The organism is Sphingomonas fuzhouensis, from assembly GCF_034659795.1.
Lineage (GTDB): Bacteria > Pseudomonadota > Alphaproteobacteria > Sphingomonadales > Sphingomonadaceae > Sphingomonas > Sphingomonas fuzhouensis.
In genome coordinates this window covers 100,125-117,248 of sequence record NZ_JAXSQY010000008.1, presented here as the reverse complement: position 1 = coordinate 117,248, position 17,124 = coordinate 100,125, and the positions used below count along the sequence as shown (strand labels likewise).

The following is a 17,124-nucleotide window of genomic DNA, read 5'->3' as shown; positions in this document are numbered from 1 at the left end:
CCGGAAGTTGATAACTCGCTGTAGACGAGCGCGAACGCCTTTAGACCCCCGAAAGAGCCCTGGACATACGCGTCCGCCTCCCGGCCGAAACTCGTTCGGGCCGGGCATTCGGCTGCTACAGCGAGGTTATCACGCCTCGGTCCGCCTGCTGGCGAACAGGCCTGCTCTAGCCGCAGAGTGTTAACACGATCAATCCACGAACCGTGTCGATCGGACGTTTTCGACTGTCACTACCTGGGCATCGTCGACAAAGCCTGAAATTCAGGGATTCCACGGCAGCACCGGGCGTCTTCGGGAATATTCCATCCATTCATCGACATCGAGGATCAGCCGATACTTGTCCCTCAGTCGTTCGAACATGAGCCGTTCACGGCTCTCGGGTCTTCCGGTTCGAACAGGGGCGGAGGCGAGATACCTTCCGAGGATCCCAAGAAGGAAATCTGGGACGCTGACGCCCAGGTGGGGCTTGCTGACGAACTCTACACCGACCGCTGCCGGACGCCGATCGTTGCGATCCTTGAGCTGCTGTTGCGCGCCCGCGATACACGCCTCGACCCGTGAGCGTGAAACCTTGTCGTTGGCCTCGCAGAATAGATACGCAAACTGGCTTTCCGCTGCCATCAATCTGCGCTCGATCATCGCGCCAAGCAACCTGACGTACGTGGCTTCATAGGCCGATGGATCGGGCAGGGCCGCGAATGCGACGTATCCTTCGAACCGCATCGACGCGAGGCGCGTCGCATAAGCCAGCCGCAGGTCTTCCGTGGCGTCCGTGAAGTGCAATCCCCGCCGAACGAGCGCCGTCACGTCCCCAGCTGCGAACGGGTCAGCCAATGCCGTCTCGAGGATCGCGCCGCCTTCTGCAACAATGCGGGGCCCGTGCTGGCTCACCGCAATGCACAAGGCGAGAATGCGGTCGTCACCGCGCTTGAATTCGGCCTCGTCGACAAACAGGTAGAATGGGGCGCGATGCTGTCCCCGGGGCGTAAAGCTGGGCCGCATGCCGTTGTCCTTCAGCAGCTCGCGCCAGTTTGACCGAAGCCGAGTGGACATTCGCGGTTCCTGGTGCGCGACGAAACGCACCATGCCGTCAAGACGGTTCACGTGCTGCTGGATAATACGGTCGTCGTTCACACCGAGATGACGAAGATGGTCCGCCAGACCGAACTTGCGGGCATAATACATCTCCTGCCGCAATCGCCGTTTCTTACTGCGGGGGGCATGAGGTCCCGAGGTGTCGCTGACGCTGAGCCCCGTCACGAAGTGAGCTTGGCCAATTTTGGAACGTCGCGTCTTGCTCTCAGCTAGCGCGAAATCGTGTTCGCCTAGCAGCTGCCTCACCGCATCCACCTCGGGAAGATCGCCGTCACCGGAAAAGCTCAGATCGTCTGCGTACCGCGTATAGACCGCCCCGGTCCTGGTCGCGAGCGCGTCGAACGCGACGTCGAGCGGCAAGGCGATGGCGTTGGAGATCACGGGGCTGGTCGGGAGACCGAGAGGCAGGGATCCATTGATCGTCACGAAGCGGCTCAATAGAGCCGCCACGGATGCCTCGACGCCGAGATCAACGAAGAGCCGCGCAATCCGATCACAGGTTATCGTCGGGAAGAACCTGCTGATATCCAAGCACAGCAGGTGCTTGTGACCGACGTGGACCGCCGCATTCTCCCGGATGTTCCTGCCCGATAGGAAGCCGAAGGCCTGTGGATGCGGGAAACCCGGTAATGCCAGGCGGAGGAACGAGTCGAGTCGACGGGCCAGGGCTTTGTATTCCGATTTGGCAAGAACTGGTTCCCAAACGGTCCGGAACTCGCCTTTACGCTTCTTCCTGGGGATATCATGTCGGAAGAAGATTGGGATATCGATCACCCCAACCTTGGGGGCGTCAGCTTCGGCGCGCTGAACGCGTGGCGGAGGCGGCACGAAATCAAGAATGGCATCGAAGGTCGCTGGATCGGTGCCGATGGCAGCGATCAGTGCCTCACGGGTCGTCACTCGTCGAAGATCGTATCTGAACGTCGCCATCTGCACCATGAAGGGCCGACCGGCTGCAGGAAGCAAGTGGTGCTGCAATCAGCAGGCGCGACTCGCGCCTTGAACCTTGTGGTCGGCCGACCCTGATTACGTATGCTAACGGCAACATCTACGATCGCAAGTCGACTATCTGACGCGCCGCATTGCGCTTGCTGGCATGAAGGTAGAATTAGACACTGACATGTTTCGGTCGAACGCCCGAGGAGCATGAAAATGGGACTGGCCAACAACTTACCGACAACCTCCGGATACCCTCATCTCGTATCGCTCGGCTCGGGCCGCAACGTGCGCTGGTTGATCGACATCGGCAACTCGCCGCGAGCGGTTGACGGGAGGATTGCACACGCTTTCCACGCGCGCGGTGCCGTCGCCCCAGACGGAACGCTGACGCCGATCGGGCGTCAGGCGGTCATCGACGGCGTGGCGAAGAAGGCACGCATGAACGCCTTCTGCATCGTCTGGTCCGCCCTGTCCTGCACCTATGTGATGGCCGACGGCACCATCATGGAGGGGCGCAAACCGCCACGAGGTGAGCCGATCTACCCGGAGGAATACGCCGACGCTCCCATCGAACTCGTCGACATCCGCTGGATCGCCCTCCCGGACGATTGCGACTGGCCCTACCTGTCGATCCGCAGGCTCGATCGCGATCACGTCGAAATATCCTCCGCCGAGCCGATGATGATCGGCCATTTCGACGAGCTTCCGATCGAGGGGCAGGGAAGCGAGCTTCGCCGGCACCTCGACGAAGACGGTCGGCTCATTCCGCCGGCGTTCTTCCGCGGCGTGCGCACGAGCGGGGTGCTGAACGGGACCACGCTCCTCGGGCCCGTGCAACCCAACGGCTGCAAGGTGCGGATCGTCGAACCCTGGCCGCAGAAGGTGTTCGAGGCGGCCAGGGACGTGGCAGGTCGAGGACTCTCGCCCGACCTTCTGAGAGCGCTCTGGAACGTCGTCGATCCCGTGGATCGCTACCTGTTGCAATCGGGTGTGCGTGAGGCGGCGTAGCTTCGCCGACGTCCAGCAAATTGTGCCGATGTTCATCAATCCTGGGGCAGATGCGGGAGCACCGCCTCAATCGCTAACCTCAACGCCCTGAAAGAGCGACTGGCGGCCGCCGCCCGCTGCAGGGCATCACGATCCGCAAGATCGAGCACCGCTGCCATTACCTCGTCGGAATGGCGCATGAGGATCACCAAGCCGGAGCCGCTCGGACCGTTCTTGGCCTGCAACCAATTCTGGACCGTACGGAGATTGGTACCAGTGAGTCTGGCGATGTGCTTCGCATGCGCGGGCGTATGGCCGAAATCACGCCTGAGGGCGTCCGCCACAACGGTGGCAAAGGTGGCTTCGACGTCTGCTCCGGGGTCCAGCGGAAACCGATTACCATTTCCAGCGCGAACTTTTCGGTGATCGTGCGTAAGCGACATTCCATCCTCCTCGCAATACTGAGAGCTTACGCTGGACGATCATTATGAAACGTCCGCGATCTTCACTGAGGACGACGGTGCAGATGGAAGTAAAAACGGCCACGCCGATCCGCGCTGCTCAGTACGTGAGAATGTCGACCGATCATCAGCGCTACTCGACGGAGAACCAGTCGGAGGCGATCGCCGCCTATGCTGCGCGCCGGAATTTCGAGATCGTTCGTACATATGCCGACGAAGGACGCAGCGGTCTCAGCATAGCCGGGCGCGATTCATTACGAGCCCTGATTGCGGACGTGCAGGCGGGCACCGCTGACTACGAAGCCGTTCTGGTCTACGACATCAGCAGGTGGGGCCGCTTTCAGGATGCCGACGAAAGCGCCTACTACGAGTTCATCTGTCGGAACGGCGGCATAGCGGTCCACTATTGTGCCGAGCAGTTTGACAACGACGGCAGCCTGCCCTCAAGCGTCATGAAGAGCATCAAGCGCGTCATGGCGGGTGAGTACAGCCGCGAACTGTCGAGCAAGGTCTTCGCAGGGCAATGCCGGCTGATCACCCTCGGCTATCGGCAAGGCGGTCCTGCCGGTTACGGGCTGCGTCGCTTCCTCGTCGACGACGCAGGGGCCCCGAAAGCCGCTTTAGCGCGAGGCGAGCACAAGAGCCTGCAGACCGATCGCGTGATCCTCGTTCCCGGGCCCGATGCCGAGATCGAAACCGTGCGACGCATCTACCGCCTGTTCGTGCTGGATCGTCGATCCGAACGGGAGATCGCGACGCTGCTGAATGCCGAGGGGAGCGTCACGGATCTCGATCGGCCATGGAGCCGCGCTACCATCCGCCAGATACTCGCGAACGAGAAGTACATCGGCAACAACGTCTACAACCGCGTCTCCTTCAAGCTGAAGAAGAAGCGCGTAGTGAATGCGCCGGACATGTGGGTACGCAGCGATGGCGCCTTCGAGGCCATCGTCGATCCGGGCATCTTCCACGCGGCGCAGACCATTCTGGCCGAACGTGCGCGCAGGTACAGCGACGAGGATCTGTTATGCATGCTGACGAATCTGCTCGGCGTCCGGGGTGCGCTGTCAGGGCTGATCATCGACGAGGTCGACGACATGCCGTCCTCCGCCGCATACCGGCAGCGGTTCGGCAGCCTGCTGCGTGCCTATCGGCTCATCGGCTATCTGCCGGATCGCGACTACCGCTACGTCGAGACGAACCGCCAGCTGCGCCTCATGCACCCGGTCGTCGTCTCGGAGACGGTCGCCGCCATCGAGGCCGTCGGCGGGCACGTCGTGATCGATGAGACCACCGACCTGCTGATCGTCAACCACGCGGTCACGATCGCATTGGTGATCGCCCGCTGCCGAACGACGGAGAGCGGTTCGCTGCGATGGCGGGTACGCCTGGATACCGGGCTGCGCCCCGACCTAACGATCGTCGTCCGGCTGGCTCCCGATGACCGTACGGTGCGCGACTACTACCTCCTACCCTGGTTGGAGTTCGGGGGTACGAAGCCCGTGGGTATGGCGGAGGACAACGCGTTCGACCTCGACGCCTACCGGACCGACGATCTGGGACCCCTGTACCATCTGCTCCGACGCCATGAACTGGCGTATGCGCTATGACCGCCATCGGCCTACCCGATGGCCGTGATGCCGAGATCGCCATGATCGAGATCGCGTCGATCGAGGTGCTCAATCCTCGGTCCCGCAACCGCCGCATCTTCGACGAACTCGTGGACAGCATCCGGGTCGTGGGCCTGAAGCGGCCCATCACGATCCGGAGGACCCCGAGCGGGCCGGGCTACGAACTGGTCTGCGGACAAGGGCGGATGGAGGCATTCGCGAAGCTCGGCCAGACGCACATCCCGGCGATGATCATCGAGGCGACGCGCGAGGAATGCTACGTCATGAGCCTCGTCGAGAACATGGCGAGGCGGAACCTATCCCCCCTGGAACTCGTCCGCGAAGTGGGAGCGCTTCGGCAACGAGGCTATTCCAATGGCCAGATCGCCGAGAAGGTGGGGATGAGCGAGGAGTACGTGTACTCGATCAACATCCTCTTGGAGAAGGGGGAGGAACGCCTGCTCAACGCCATGGAGCGCGGCATCATCCCGCATACGATCGCAGCCGAGATCGCCCGGGCGAACGACGGATCCGTTCAGCAGGCGCTGCTGGAGGCGTACGAGGCGGGCTCGCTGCCGGGCGATCAGATGGTCGCGATCCGTCGCATCGTCGAGGAGCGCAACCTGATGGGCAAGGGCATCAAGTCCATCCGACAGGGTGGCAAGCGTACCCAGCGGCCGACCGCTTCGTCACTCGTCCGTGCGTACCAGAAGGAGGTCGATCGACAGCGCCTGATCGTAAAGAAGGCGCAGCTGACCCAGGACCGCCTGACCTTCATCGTCGGTGCCATGTCGAAGCTGCTGGCCGAGGAACACTTCGTCGCACTCCTCCGGGCCGAAGGCCTCGCCGGCCTGCCGCAGCCCATCGCCGAGAGACTGGGCATCGCCGATGTCTGAAGCCGTTCACCCCGTCCGCATCTCGTTCGAACGCGAGGTCCTCCAACTATCGGTGACGGCGATTCTTCCGCTCCGTCCCATGACGAAGCGGATCACCGACGGGCGCAAGTACGCGAGGATCGCGACGTCCATCGGCGAGGTCGGCATCATCGAACCGCTCGTCGTCACCAAGGCGGATCGCGAAGGCCGGCACATGCTGCTCGACGGCCACCTGCGACTCCACGCCCTCCGGGAACACGGCGGCAGCGTTGTACCCTGCATCGTGTCCATCGACGACGAGGCCTTCACCTACAACAAGCGGGTCAACCGGTTGGCAACGGTGCAGGAGCACTACATGATCGCTCGCGCGATCGACCGCGGGGTCCCTCCCAAGATGATCGCAGCCGCCTTGGGCATGGACGAGAAGGTCGTGATGCGTCGCCGGACCATGCTCGATGGCGTGGCGGCCGGTGCGGTGGAGCTGTTGAAGGACCGCACGGTCAACACGCAGGTGTTCGACGTCCTACGCCGCATGAAGGACTACAAGCAGGTCGAGACCGCCGAGATGATGGTCTCGATGAACAACTTCACCGCCAGCTACGCCAAGGCGATGCTGGCCGCCACCCGTCAGGACGACCTGGCGAGACCCGATCGGCCGAAGGTCATGAGCGGGGTCACGCCCGAACAGATGGTCCGCATGGAACGTGAGCTCGAGCGGCTGAATAAGGACTATCGGGCCATAGAGGCCACGTTCGGTGACGATGTCCTCCAGTTGGTGCTCTCCACCAGATATCTCGGCAGGCTGGTGCAGAACACCAATGTCGCCCGGTACCTCGAGGTCCGCCATCCGGACATCGCTGCGGAGTTCCGGTCGATCGTCGGCGCGGCGGCCCTTGATGCGCTTTAGAACCCAACCGGTAATTGCGTCTAGCAATGACAAGGATTTGGGTTCTACCTCGTCTTGAAAAACTACCAGAACCCGTCGGGGTCGAGCCTACAACGCATGGCACAATCTTAACGGAGATGAGCTGCGGATTGCAGCAAGCATAAACTTTCACGCATTAGGCTATGCATGCATCCGAACAAGGTGCTGAGCGAATCTAATTTCCGGTTTTATCTATGAGTAGCTTGCGCTTCGACTTGTTCGCCGTTCTTGTTAGCCAAGAGCCTGCGGTTCCGACGTCTTGTTCCATGTGCTACGCATATCTTGCACGCGCAATCCAATTTGCTGTAATGCCGTACGCCGACCGCTCGCCCTTTGAAATTGTGAGCGCGAGCTATAACCGGGTTAAGAAGATTTTCTTCGCCGTTTTCAACATACCGTCGTAGCGCATAACTGAGAAGATCGGCTATTTGGACCATTTGCGTCAGCTTGCTGTCCACGAACAAAGGTGTTTCTGCCAAGCGGTCGATCTTAGCCCAAAGGGTACCATCTTTGTGAAATTGACGCATCTGATCAGTATGCTTTTTAGCTACCGTCTGATTATTGTCATGCACAAGGACGCCAAACGTCTGCTCAGGGCAATCCATCTTCAGAAATTGCTGGAATCTAGAGACAAGCTGCTCAAAGGCCTGATCGCCAATTGATTTCTTGACCTTGGCTTCATCAAAATGAAGTTTATCTATCGCTTCCGCAAACAGGAAGGCATAGTCCCAACCCGAAACCGCCGCTGCTATCTCGTCGAGGAGTGCCAAGCGCTCGGCCAGAAGCAGATGCGTATACGCGTTCGTGTGAGCGTAGTTCTTCTTCGCCTGCCTGTAGGCCTTCGGCGACGGCAGTCTGCGCAGCCTTAGCATCTCGCCAGCCCGATAGCGGGCCGCGGCCGATCGGCGCGATGCCCAATCCAAGCTGGCGAAGTTTGGGATCTTGTCCTGCTCGACCAACCGGCGGGCCAACCAAGCCGTATGGACCTCGGCATCCGCTAGGTCGTACTTTGCTAGGATGGCAGCGATCTCCCGGTCCGCATCCCCCCACCGCTCTATCGGTATTGCGAGACCGACTAGGACAAAGTGGGAACTGGTACCAGGAACTTCAGGGGTTCCGGACTCATCTACGTAGCAGAAATAGGTCACGAACCCTCAAACCGGAGCGACTGGGCTATTACGGCTCTTGTCCGTAAGTTGAGACGCCATGCGACTCATCCCAGACGCGGGATTTCATATAGACAGCCTTTCGGTAGTTCACAAGCGTAAAATACCAGAAGACGGTTTGCAGATGCGCAGTCACCCTTGGCGACACGAGCATCGTGAGCGCCGATCAAGCCGTCAATCGTCGTGAAAAGTAAATGGGTTGTGATCGGCCGGAGGCACGATGGAGGACGTGAGATGAAATCCAAGGTCAGGATCGAAGCGATGCGCGGTTACCCGCATCTCGTCACTCTGGGGGTCGGGCGGAACATCCGCTGGGCGATCGACGTCGCCAATTCGCTGGTCGCCGCCGAGGACCGCCGGGCGCACGCCTTCCATGCGCCCGGAGCGATCTCCGCCGACGGACGGCTGACCGACACCGGTCGACGCGTGATCATCGAGGCACTCGCGCGCAGGGCGCCGACATCGAAGTCGACGATGTGCATGGTGTGGGCACCCGACGACTGCACCTACTTCATGCCGGACGGCACCACTGTGGACGGTCGCACGCCGCCCGAGGGCGAGCCGATCTATCCGGAGGAGTACGAAGCCGTGGCCGCCGCCATCCGCGACGTCCGTTACATCGTGCTGCCGAACGATTGCGATGTCCCGTACGTCTGCATCCGGCGCATCGATGCCGACCACGTCGAGGTCGCTTCGGGTGCGCGGATGATCCTCGGCCACTTCGACGAGCTTCCCTTCGAGGGCCCCGGCAGCGAACTGTGCCGACATCTGGATGCCTCCGGCTCGCTCGTGCTGCCGGACACGTTCCGGGGAACGCGCCCGACCGGCGTAGGTGGAGACGCCACGATGCTCGGACCGGTACAGCCTGACGGAGGCACCGTCATGATCGTGCCGCCGTGGCCGCAGAAGGTGTTCGAAGCGTGCGAGACGATCGCCGGTCGGGGACTGCCGGCGGAGATGTTGCAGGCGGCATGGCGTGCCGTGGATCCGCCCGAAAAGGGCATGATGCTGGTCGGCGCGCTGGAGGCGGCCTGAAACCATTCCAGGATTTGGTCGCCGGCAATACCAGGAAATCGGCAGTTCTCGGCAGTCGATAGCCGAGTACTGCAACGATCGACGGGTCGATTTGATGGCCCTGAAGATGCTCGGCCCATCGTCCGAAAACCTTCGAGAACGAGGTAGAGATAGGGAGGTGCAGGAAGTCGACGGGAACGATTTGGTAAGGGAAAATCAGCAATGACATCGGAATGCGTATCCCGATCAAGACCATCGCCTCCGCCGCCGCGGGTGCGGTCGTGAGCTATCATTTCTCGGCCGCTCTCGACCTGTTCGGTGGGAAAGAACACATCAATGCATTGATGGATTGGCTTCCCGGCGCTTTCTTAACTTTCATCGCCATGAAGTGGGTGCTGGCGATTTCAACCTTCGTCTTGGGAATGATATTTGCAGACTGGATGATCCGGCGAACGGTCAAGAGCGAGACCAGGCCGGATTTCTTCACGGGACTCTGGTTGAATCACAAGAAGCGCATGCTGCTGCTGGGCCTCAAACACCCCAGCTTCGTGCCGTTGGACCTGCGCTACGAACTGCTCACCATGAACGCCGCGCTCATCTCCCCCGGCATCGATATGCCCGCTCTGCCGACAACGGACCCTGCCGACCCTCGCATCAGCGAGACGCGCATGTACCTTTCATCGATCGGTTCGCTTCGTCCGGGGCGACTTCCCGAGGCAAGAAGAATTGCTCTGGCGATGGTCGAGGCTTTCCCGCCGTCGAACTCCGCGCCACCGGGCATCGTGCGGAGGTTTCGCCAGAAAATCGGTGGGCTGCTTGGGCGACAATCAGGTCGTCCCTGACTTGATCTGATCAACGATGGCGGTTTTTTCAGAACCGCCACCTAGTCAGAGGGACGTGGACGAAGTCGCCCGGGGGGCTGCAGGGCTGACGACTCGATCGGCATCGGACGCCGTTGACATGATGAACAGCTAGAGCACCAGGATAAGGCAGTCGTTAACGCCTACAGGCCTACCGACCCTACCGCCAGGCCGGCTCCCGTCAGTGGGACCCGAAAAGGGCTCGGGACCGACCGCCCACTCCAGACCCGTCATGGCTTTTCACGTCATGCCGGACTACGTTTGATGCATGACCACGGGCTTCATCTCATACACCCACGCCGACAGCGCCTTGAAGGACCAGTTCGTCCGGCATCTCGCCCCGCTTCGTCGCGAGGGCCTCATCGACATCTGGCACGACGGCATGCTGCGCCCGGGCGAACATCTCGATCCGACCGTGCAGGCCGCGCTGGCGGCATCCGACATCGTGATACTCCTCGTGTCCTCCGACTTCATGAATTCGGAATACTGCTACGAGCAGGAGATGCTGCGGGCCTTCGAACGCCAGCGGGCCGGAACCGTCCGGGTCGTTCCCGTCATCCTGCGACCCTGTCAGTGGAAGGGCGTCCCGATCGGCGACGGACAGACGCTTTCGGAATTCGTGGCGCTGCCAAAGGACGGCAGGCCCGTTACCCAGTGGCCGGATCATGATGCGGCGTTCGACGATGCTGTCGGAGCAATCCGCGCCATGCTCAAAGCAGATCATGCCGCCGCCGGCACGGGCGACGGGGGAGTGAAGGCCACAGTTGCCACCCCTCCACCACGTTCGGCGGCGTCCGTCCCTTCCAACCCGCTCGGCATCCCAATCAAGCCCACCGACCTGGACCGGGATCGTTTCCTGCGCGCCGGATTCGCTGCGACGGCGGGCCTGTTCGAGCGGAACCTGACGGAACTGAAGGCGTCCGATACTCGGATCGATACCGACTTCGAGCGCATAGACAGCCGATCGTTCGCCGCGAGCGTCTACCTCGACGGCAAGCGCGTGGGCCAGATCGGCATCTGGTACGGCGGAGGAACTTTCGGGAATGCTCTCTGCCTCAGCTACGATGGCATCTCCAGCAGCCGGAACTCCATGAACGACTGGCTCCCGGTGGAGGACACTCCGGAGGGCCTGGCGTTCAGCGCCCGCAGCGCCATGTCGCACAGGCAGGTGGATGGACCGCTCGATGCGGAGGGCGCCGCCGCGTACTTCTGGGACGGCTTCCTCAACCACGTCCGGGTCCGCATCCGCTAAGTTTGCCGACGCCAATCTGTGGGTTTTGGCGATGCTGCACGACGCGAGCACCTTCGGGAGGAAGCGCTGCGGTCAATTCCGGCTGATCCGCCAGGCATGGTCCTTGTCGCCGCAGAAGATCGACAATGGCGAATACAACGGAAACTCGTATCAGTTAGATCGCAATTCAGCCGCGACACACGATTGCCTGATGATTGCTCGGTAATCTGACCAAGCTGGTCGCCACGCAAAACCCGCGGAAATTCGCGCTTTCTGGAGCGCTGATCAGCGCGATACGTAGAAGGCGTCCATGTCGACGTGAATGATCTTACGCACCGCCATGCGCACGTTTTAACGCATGCAGAACAGGATGTGAACATATTGTGCAAAAACGTCGGAAACCCGTCGCTTATCCCACATGCCCATCTCTTGGCGTACATCCGAGCACGACGCCGTTCGAGCGATGCCGCGAACGTCGCCGACGCATCAGTCGGATAATCACCGCCGCGCGAAAAGGTCCATATTCGCATCGCCCCAATCCTTCAGCGCCGCGATGATCGGCGACAGGGATCGGCCGCGATCGGACAGGCTATATTCTACCCGCGGCGGCACCTGGGCGAAGACCTCGCGCTCGATCAGGCCATCGGCTTCCAACTCGCGCAACTGGTTGGTCAGCATGCGCGGCGTCACGTCACCAGCGCGGCGGCGCAGTTCGTTGAAGCGCGTGCGTCCGTCCTGCAAATGGTAGAGGATTACCGCCTTCCACTTGCCGTCGATCAGGCTCACCGCCGCCTCGACGGCGCAGCCCGGGGTACAATCGAGGCGGGAGTGGCGGGCTTTCGCCATCGGGGCGGTATCCTTTTCGACACTATGAGCGTTTTTTGTGCCTACGACATAAGCTGACACCGTCTCTATCTCGCGTGCGTCAGCAGAAGGAGCAAGACCCATGCGCGCCATAGCCTATCGCCAGCCCGGCCCAATCGACCGGGCCGATGCCCTGATCGACGTAGACCTGCCACGGCCCATTCCAACCGGGCGTGACATCCTGGTCGCGGTCCGTGCCATCTCGGTGAACCCCGTCGACGCGAAGGTCCGCGCCGGCGCCGCGCCGTTCGACGGGCGTGACGAACGCGTCCTTGGTTGGGATGCGGCGGGCGTCGTCGAGGCGGTCGGCCCGGAGGCCACCCGCTTCAAGGTGGGTGACGAGGTCTTCTATGCGGGCGACCTGATGCGCGACGGCAGCAATGCGGAATATCAGCTGGTCGACGAGCGGATCGTCGGCCATCGCCCCCGCAGCATCGACTTCGCCGAGGCGGCGGCGCTGCCGCTGACGGCGATCACGGCCTGGGAAACCCTGTTCGACCGGTTGAAGGTCGACGACCAGCCGGCCGGCGGTGCCCGCGCCGTCCTGATCATCGGCGGCGCGGGTGGTGTCGGTTCCGCGGCGATCCAGATCGCGCGGGCCCGCACCGACCTGACCGTGATCGCCACTGCCTCGCGCGCCGAGACGCAAGACTGGGTGCGCGACCTCGGCGCGCATCATGTCATCGATCATTCCCGGCCGATGGCACCGCAGATCGCCGCGTTGGAGATCGGCGCGCCCGCCTTCGTCTTCTCGACCACCCATACTGATCGCCATCTGGCCGATATCGCCGAGCTGATCGCGCCGCAGGGGCGCTTCGCGCTGATCGACGATCCCGCCAGCCTCGACATCGTCGCCTTCAAGCGCAAGGCGGTGTCGGTCCATTGGGAATTGATGTTCACCCGGTCGCTCTTCGACACACCGGACATCGGCGAGCAGGGTCGACTGTTGGACGCGGTGGCCGAATTGGTGAACGAAGGGCGCATTCGCACCACGGCCACCGAAACGCTGTCACCGATCAATGCCGCCAACCTGATCGAGGCGCACCGCCGCATCGAGAGCACCACCACGCGGGGCAAGATCGTCCTGAAAGGCTGGGACAGCCCGCAGGCGTAATCTCGACGCGGGTTCCTACGAAATGCGCGCGCGGGCGGGTCAGGCGAATGCCAACTCGCCCGCGACGATCGCCATAGCATGATCGACGAAGCGCGCCTTCTCGCCGACCGGCGCGACGTAACGAAGTGCCTCGCGCGCCAGTTCAGGCTCGCCTCCGCGGGCGATCAGCCATGCGGCGAGATAGGGCGCGGCAAGACAACCGCCCGCCGTCGCGACATTGCCATGAGCGGCGAACGGCGCGTCGATGACGGTGACACCAGCCTCCACCACCCATGGCTTGGTGGTGAGGTCGGTGCACGCGGGCAAATCACCGATCAGGCCGAGCTTGGCCAGCAGCAGCGTCCCTGAACATTGCGCCGCGATCAACTGCCGCGTTGGATCGAGGCGAAGCTGGGCCAGCATCGCCCCATCGGCGGCGATCTCGCGCGTGCGGACACCGCTGCCGACCAGCACCGCATCCGCCTCCTCGAGGAATGCGAGCGGCCGTTGGCGATGGACGGTGACGCCGTTCAACGACGTCACCGTCTCAGTCGGCGCCGTGATACGCGCAGCCCAGCCATGCGGGCGCAGCCGGTTAATGATCGAGGCGGCCACGAAAGAATCCAGTTCGTTGAAGCCGTCGAAGGTCAGGACCGCGACCTGCATCACCCTTGCGTCCGCCCGGAGAACAGCGTCCGCGTCGCACCGGCGACCCAGACCTGCCCGGCCTCATCCTGCGAGACATAGATACGCCCGCTCCGCCCGAGGCGCGTGCCCTGCGCGGCGAGATAGCTGCCACTGGCCCAACCGCTGGCGAACAACCACTGGCCGACGGATGCGTTGAGGCTGCCGGTCACCGGGTCCTCGATCAGCCCGCCATGCGCGTCGGTGAAGAGAGCGCGCAGTTCGAACGCGATCTCGCTGCCGGGCGCATATGGTCCGACGATGCCGATGTCGATATGCTCGGGGTGGTACCGCGCCGGCTCGACCGCCAGCACCGCCTTCGCCGACTCCAGCATGACCGCGATCCAGCCGGGGCCATTGTCGGCCCAGGCGGCATCGACTATTGCCGCGCGGTCGATCCGCAGCAGATCGGCGACCTGAGCGATCTCAGCCTCGGTTGGCATGCCGCCGCGCAGCAGCGGTGGGGCGGCAAAAGCAAGCTGATCGCCATCGCGCCGGATCGTTACCAGCCCTACACCGCATTCCTGCATGATCACGCCGTCCTGCTTCGGCTGCCCGCCAGCTTCCGCCCACGCATGGGCGCTGCCCAAGGTCGGGTGCCCGGCGAACGGCAGTTCGTGCGCCATGGTGAAGATGCGGACGCGATAGTCGGCAGCCGGATCGGTCGGCGGCAGCAGGAAGGTCGTTTCCGAGAAATTAAGCCAGCTTGCGATCGCCTGCATCTCGTCCGTCGTCAGGCCATCGGCATCGGCGATGACGGCCAAGGGATTGCCGGTCAGCGGATCGGTGCCGAATACGTCGACGAGGCAGAATGGGCGGGTCACGAGCATCTCCTGTTGATGATGGCTGGTCGTAACGCGCGACGACTGGCGCTGAAAGATACACATCGGTACGATCATGCCGAACTGTATTGGTGAGATTGGCAGTACGATGGCGAGCGCCCCCGACGAAACCCGCACCGGCATGGTGGTCCGCGCGATCCGCGACCGGATCGATGCCCGCGCGCTGACGCCGGGTGCACGACTGCCGTCGATCCGCGCCATGGCCGAGACGAGCGGCGTCGCGCGCTCGACGGTGGTCGATGCCTATGATCGGCTTGCCGCCGAGGGCGTCATTCGCTCGCGACCGGGATCAGGGTTCTATGTCGCAGCGCCCTTGGCCCCGCTGGCGCTGGATCGGCTGGCCAGCACGAAGGAACGTGAGGTCGATCCGCTCTGGATGCTGCGCCAGTCGCTGGGCGAACGGCGCCACGAACTGATGCCGGGATGCGGCTGGCTACCCGATGATTGGCTGGCGGGCGACGCGCTCCGCAAGGCGATGCGTGGGGCGGCGCGATCCGACGAGAACGGCACCCTGGCCGGTTATGCATCCCCCTTGGGTTCGCCCCCGCTCAGGGCGTTGTTGGCGAGGCGGATGGCAGATCAGGGGATTGAAACCGGCCCCGACCAGATCCTGCTGACCGACAGCGGCACCCACGCCCTTGATCTGGTGTGCCGCTTCCTGCTTCAGCCGGGCGATACCGTGCTGGTCGACGACCCGTGCTATTTCAACTTTCTAGCGCTTCTGCGGGCGCACCGGGCAACGGTGGTGGGCGTACCGATGACGCCGATCGGTCCAGACGTCGCCGCCTTCGCCGAGGCCGCCGCGACGCGTCGGCCGCGCTTCTACCTGACCAACTCAGGCGTCCATAACCCGACCGGCGCGTCGCTCGCGGCCACTACCGCGCACCGGCTGCTCAAGATCGCGGAGGCGCATGACATGGTCGTCGTCGAGGACGATATCTTCGCCGACTTCGAGCACACGCCGTCGCCACGATTGGCCGCCTTCGACGGGCTCGACCGGACGATCCGCATCGGCAGCTTCTCCAAGTCGCTGTCGGCGGCGGTGCGCTGTGGCCATATCGCGGCGCGACCCGACTGGATCGAAGGGCTGGCCGACCTACGCATCGCGACGTCGATGGCGGGCAGTCCGCTCGCCGCCAACCTGCTGCACGCGGTGCTGACCGATGGAAGCTATCGGCGCCACGTTGACGGTGTCCGGACCCGGCTGGCCCGGGCTACGGCCCGGGTGGCGAAGGTTCTGCGGGCCATCGGTATCGAGCCGTGGACCAATCCGGCGGCAGGCATCTTTCTTTGGGCGCGATTGCCGGATGGAATCGATGCAGTCGACCTCGCGCGCAGGGCGATCGACGCAGGTATCGTCCTGGCACCAGGCCCGGTGTTCAGTACCAGCGGCGGCTGGCGGGATCACATGCGCTTCAACGTCGCGATGAGCGATGACGACCGGCTGTACGCCTTTCTGGAAAAGGCCGTGTCGCGCCCGTTACTCGAACCGGCTGGCTAAGCGCTTGACCAGAAAGTCGACGAACACCCGCACTCTCGCAGGGGTGGCAGAGCCGCCGACGAAGACGGCGTGGATCAGCTCGACGTCGCCTGGATTATAGTCCTCGAGCAACGGCACGAGCCGCCCGTCCGCGATCTCCGCCGCGACGCTGAAGCGGCCGACGCGGGTGATGCCAACCCCGGCAGCGGCGAGATGTCCGAGCGTCTCACCATTGTTGGCGACGATGCCGCCGTCCACAGACAACGCGAAATTCCGGCCGTCGCGGCGGAACGGCCAGATCGGCTCGGCGCGGCGAAAGTTGAAGTTCAGGCAATTGTGAGCGTGCAGGTCCTCCGGGATCCTGGGCGTGCCTGCCCGCTCCAAATAGTCGGGCGACGCCACGATCACCCGCCGCGCCTCGGACAATTTGCGGGCGGTGAGTCCGCTGTCGGCAAGCGGGCCGAAGCGGATCGCGACATCGGCTTGTCCGCCAGCGATATCGACCAGCGTGTCGGTCAGCGCGATATCAATCAGGATGTGCGGATAGGCGCGCGCGAAGTCGCCGAGCAGCGGCACGACGCACAACCGGCCATGCGCCAGCGCCGCGCTGATCCGCAACCGTCCGCGCGGTGCGCCCTGGTCGGCGATCTGCTGCTCGGCATCGTCGAGATCGGAGAGGATACGGCGGGCTGCGAGCAGATAGGCCTGTCCCTCGGCGGTCAGCGTCAACGCGCGGGTGGAGCGGAGCAGCAGCCGGACGCCCAGCCGCGCCTCGATCCGGTCGATCGCCCGCGCCACCGCCGACGGCGTCAGCCCGAGCGTGCGACCGGCCGCGGAGAAGCTGCCTTCCTCCACCACGCTCGCGAACAAGGCAAGCGACCGGGCGCGATCGTCGTTGCCAGCTACCTTTGCGTCCAAGGCATAGATCCTTTGCACCGGCGGGCAGTTCCGCCTCGCTGCTTCACCATCCATCTATGCCCCTGACAATGACATTCGAG

The 17,124-nt window shown here is 63.1% G+C and carries 16 protein-coding genes; 9 read left to right on the top strand and 7 right to left on the bottom strand.

Annotated elements, in window-relative coordinates:
• Positions 1-261: 261 nt before the first annotated feature.
• Positions 262-2,034, bottom strand: coding sequence for a reverse transcriptase family protein (locus tag U1H82_RS16315; protein WP_322966004.1), 1,773 nt, complete (start codon positions 2,032-2,034; stop codon positions 262-264).
• 213 nt (positions 2,035-2,247) lie between these two features.
• On the opposite strand from U1H82_RS16315, the gene U1H82_RS16310 reads away from it, so the two are divergent.
• Positions 2,248-3,042 carry a hypothetical protein gene (locus U1H82_RS16310; RefSeq protein ID WP_322966003.1) on the top strand — a complete coding sequence of 265 codons (795 nt, stop codon included), beginning with the start codon at positions 2,248-2,250 and terminating at the stop codon, positions 3,040-3,042.
• A 35-nt stretch (positions 3,043-3,077) separates the two neighbouring features.
• Here U1H82_RS16310 and U1H82_RS16305 read toward each other — a convergent pair whose 3' ends face one another.
• A complete protein-coding gene (locus U1H82_RS16305) occupies positions 3,078-3,464 on the bottom strand; it encodes a hypothetical protein (protein ID WP_322966001.1) in 387 nt (128 codons plus the stop codon).
• 83 nt (positions 3,465-3,547) lie between these two features.
• On the opposite strand from U1H82_RS16305, the gene U1H82_RS16300 reads away from it, so the two are divergent.
• Genes U1H82_RS16300 through U1H82_RS16290 form a run of 3 tightly spaced genes read left to right on the top strand, consistent with a single transcriptional unit; the run spans position 3,548 to position 6,874 of the window.
• A complete protein-coding gene (locus tag U1H82_RS16300) occupies positions 3,548-5,092 on the top strand; it encodes a recombinase family protein (protein ID WP_322966039.1) in 1,545 nt (514 codons plus the stop codon).
• Positions 5,089-5,988, top strand: coding sequence for a plasmid partitioning protein RepB C-terminal domain-containing protein (locus tag U1H82_RS16295; RefSeq protein WP_322966000.1), 900 nt, complete (start codon positions 5,089-5,091; stop codon positions 5,986-5,988). The genes U1H82_RS16300 and U1H82_RS16295 overlap by 4 nt, the downstream gene beginning before the upstream one ends.
• Entirely contained in the window at positions 5,981-6,874 is an 894-nt protein-coding gene (locus U1H82_RS16290; RefSeq protein ID WP_322965999.1) for a plasmid partitioning protein RepB C-terminal domain-containing protein, read from the top strand. The genes U1H82_RS16295 and U1H82_RS16290 overlap by 8 nt, the downstream gene beginning before the upstream one ends.
• A 206-nt stretch (positions 6,875-7,080) precedes the next feature.
• Here U1H82_RS16290 and U1H82_RS16285 read toward each other — a convergent pair whose 3' ends face one another.
• Positions 7,081-8,040, bottom strand: coding sequence for a DUF3800 domain-containing protein (locus U1H82_RS16285; RefSeq protein ID WP_322965998.1), 960 nt, complete (start codon positions 8,038-8,040; stop codon positions 7,081-7,083).
• A 252-nt stretch (positions 8,041-8,292) separates the two neighbouring features.
• Between U1H82_RS16285 and U1H82_RS16280 the strand changes: the two genes are divergently transcribed.
• From U1H82_RS16280 to U1H82_RS16270, 3 genes are all read left to right on the top strand, one after another.
• The gene (locus U1H82_RS16280; protein WP_322965997.1) at positions 8,293-9,093 is read left to right on the top strand and encodes a hypothetical protein; all 801 of its coding nucleotides are present in this window, start codon (positions 8,293-8,295) and stop codon (positions 9,091-9,093) included.
• A 212-nt stretch (positions 9,094-9,305) separates the two neighbouring features.
• Positions 9,306-9,914, top strand: a complete 609-nt coding sequence (locus U1H82_RS16275) for a hypothetical protein (protein ID WP_322965996.1) — start codon at positions 9,306-9,308, stop codon at positions 9,912-9,914.
• A 286-nt stretch (positions 9,915-10,200) separates the two neighbouring features.
• Positions 10,201-11,184: a toll/interleukin-1 receptor domain-containing protein gene (locus tag U1H82_RS16270; RefSeq protein WP_322965995.1), complete on the top strand. Its 984-nt coding sequence runs from the start codon at positions 10,201-10,203 to the stop codon at positions 11,182-11,184.
• A 477-nt stretch (positions 11,185-11,661) separates the two neighbouring features.
• Here the strand turns inward: U1H82_RS16270 and U1H82_RS16265 are convergent, their stop codons facing one another.
• The gene (locus U1H82_RS16265; protein ID WP_294200023.1) at positions 11,662-12,009 is read right to left on the bottom strand and encodes a winged helix-turn-helix transcriptional regulator; all 348 of its coding nucleotides are present in this window, start codon (positions 12,007-12,009) and stop codon (positions 11,662-11,664) included.
• Positions 12,010-12,109: 100 nt separating this feature from the next.
• Between U1H82_RS16265 and U1H82_RS16260 the strand changes: the two genes are divergently transcribed.
• A complete protein-coding gene (locus U1H82_RS16260) occupies positions 12,110-13,141 on the top strand; it encodes a zinc-binding alcohol dehydrogenase family protein (protein ID WP_322965993.1) in 1,032 nt (343 codons plus the stop codon).
• A 39-nt stretch (positions 13,142-13,180) separates the two neighbouring features.
• Here the strand turns inward: U1H82_RS16260 and U1H82_RS16255 are convergent, their stop codons facing one another.
• Positions 13,181-13,786 (bottom strand): DJ-1/PfpI family protein, encoded by a 606-nt coding sequence (locus U1H82_RS16255; protein WP_322965992.1) that lies wholly within the window; start codon positions 13,784-13,786, stop codon positions 13,181-13,183.
• Positions 13,786-14,628 (bottom strand): PhzF family protein, encoded by an 843-nt coding sequence (locus tag U1H82_RS16250; RefSeq protein WP_322966038.1) that lies wholly within the window; start codon positions 14,626-14,628, stop codon positions 13,786-13,788. The genes U1H82_RS16255 and U1H82_RS16250 overlap by 1 nt, the downstream gene beginning before the upstream one ends.
• A 73-nt stretch (positions 14,629-14,701) precedes the next feature.
• On the opposite strand from U1H82_RS16250, the gene U1H82_RS16245 reads away from it, so the two are divergent.
• Complete coding sequence (locus U1H82_RS16245) at positions 14,702-16,147, top strand: aminotransferase-like domain-containing protein (protein ID WP_375339547.1); 1,446 nt, start codon at positions 14,702-14,704, stop codon at positions 16,145-16,147.
• On the opposite strand, the gene U1H82_RS16240 is transcribed toward U1H82_RS16245, so the two are convergent.
• Entirely contained in the window at positions 16,127-17,044 is a 918-nt protein-coding gene (locus U1H82_RS16240; protein WP_322965991.1) for a LysR family transcriptional regulator, read from the bottom strand. The genes U1H82_RS16245 and U1H82_RS16240 overlap by 21 nt on opposite strands.
• Between the last annotated feature and the right edge of the window lie 80 nt (positions 17,045-17,124).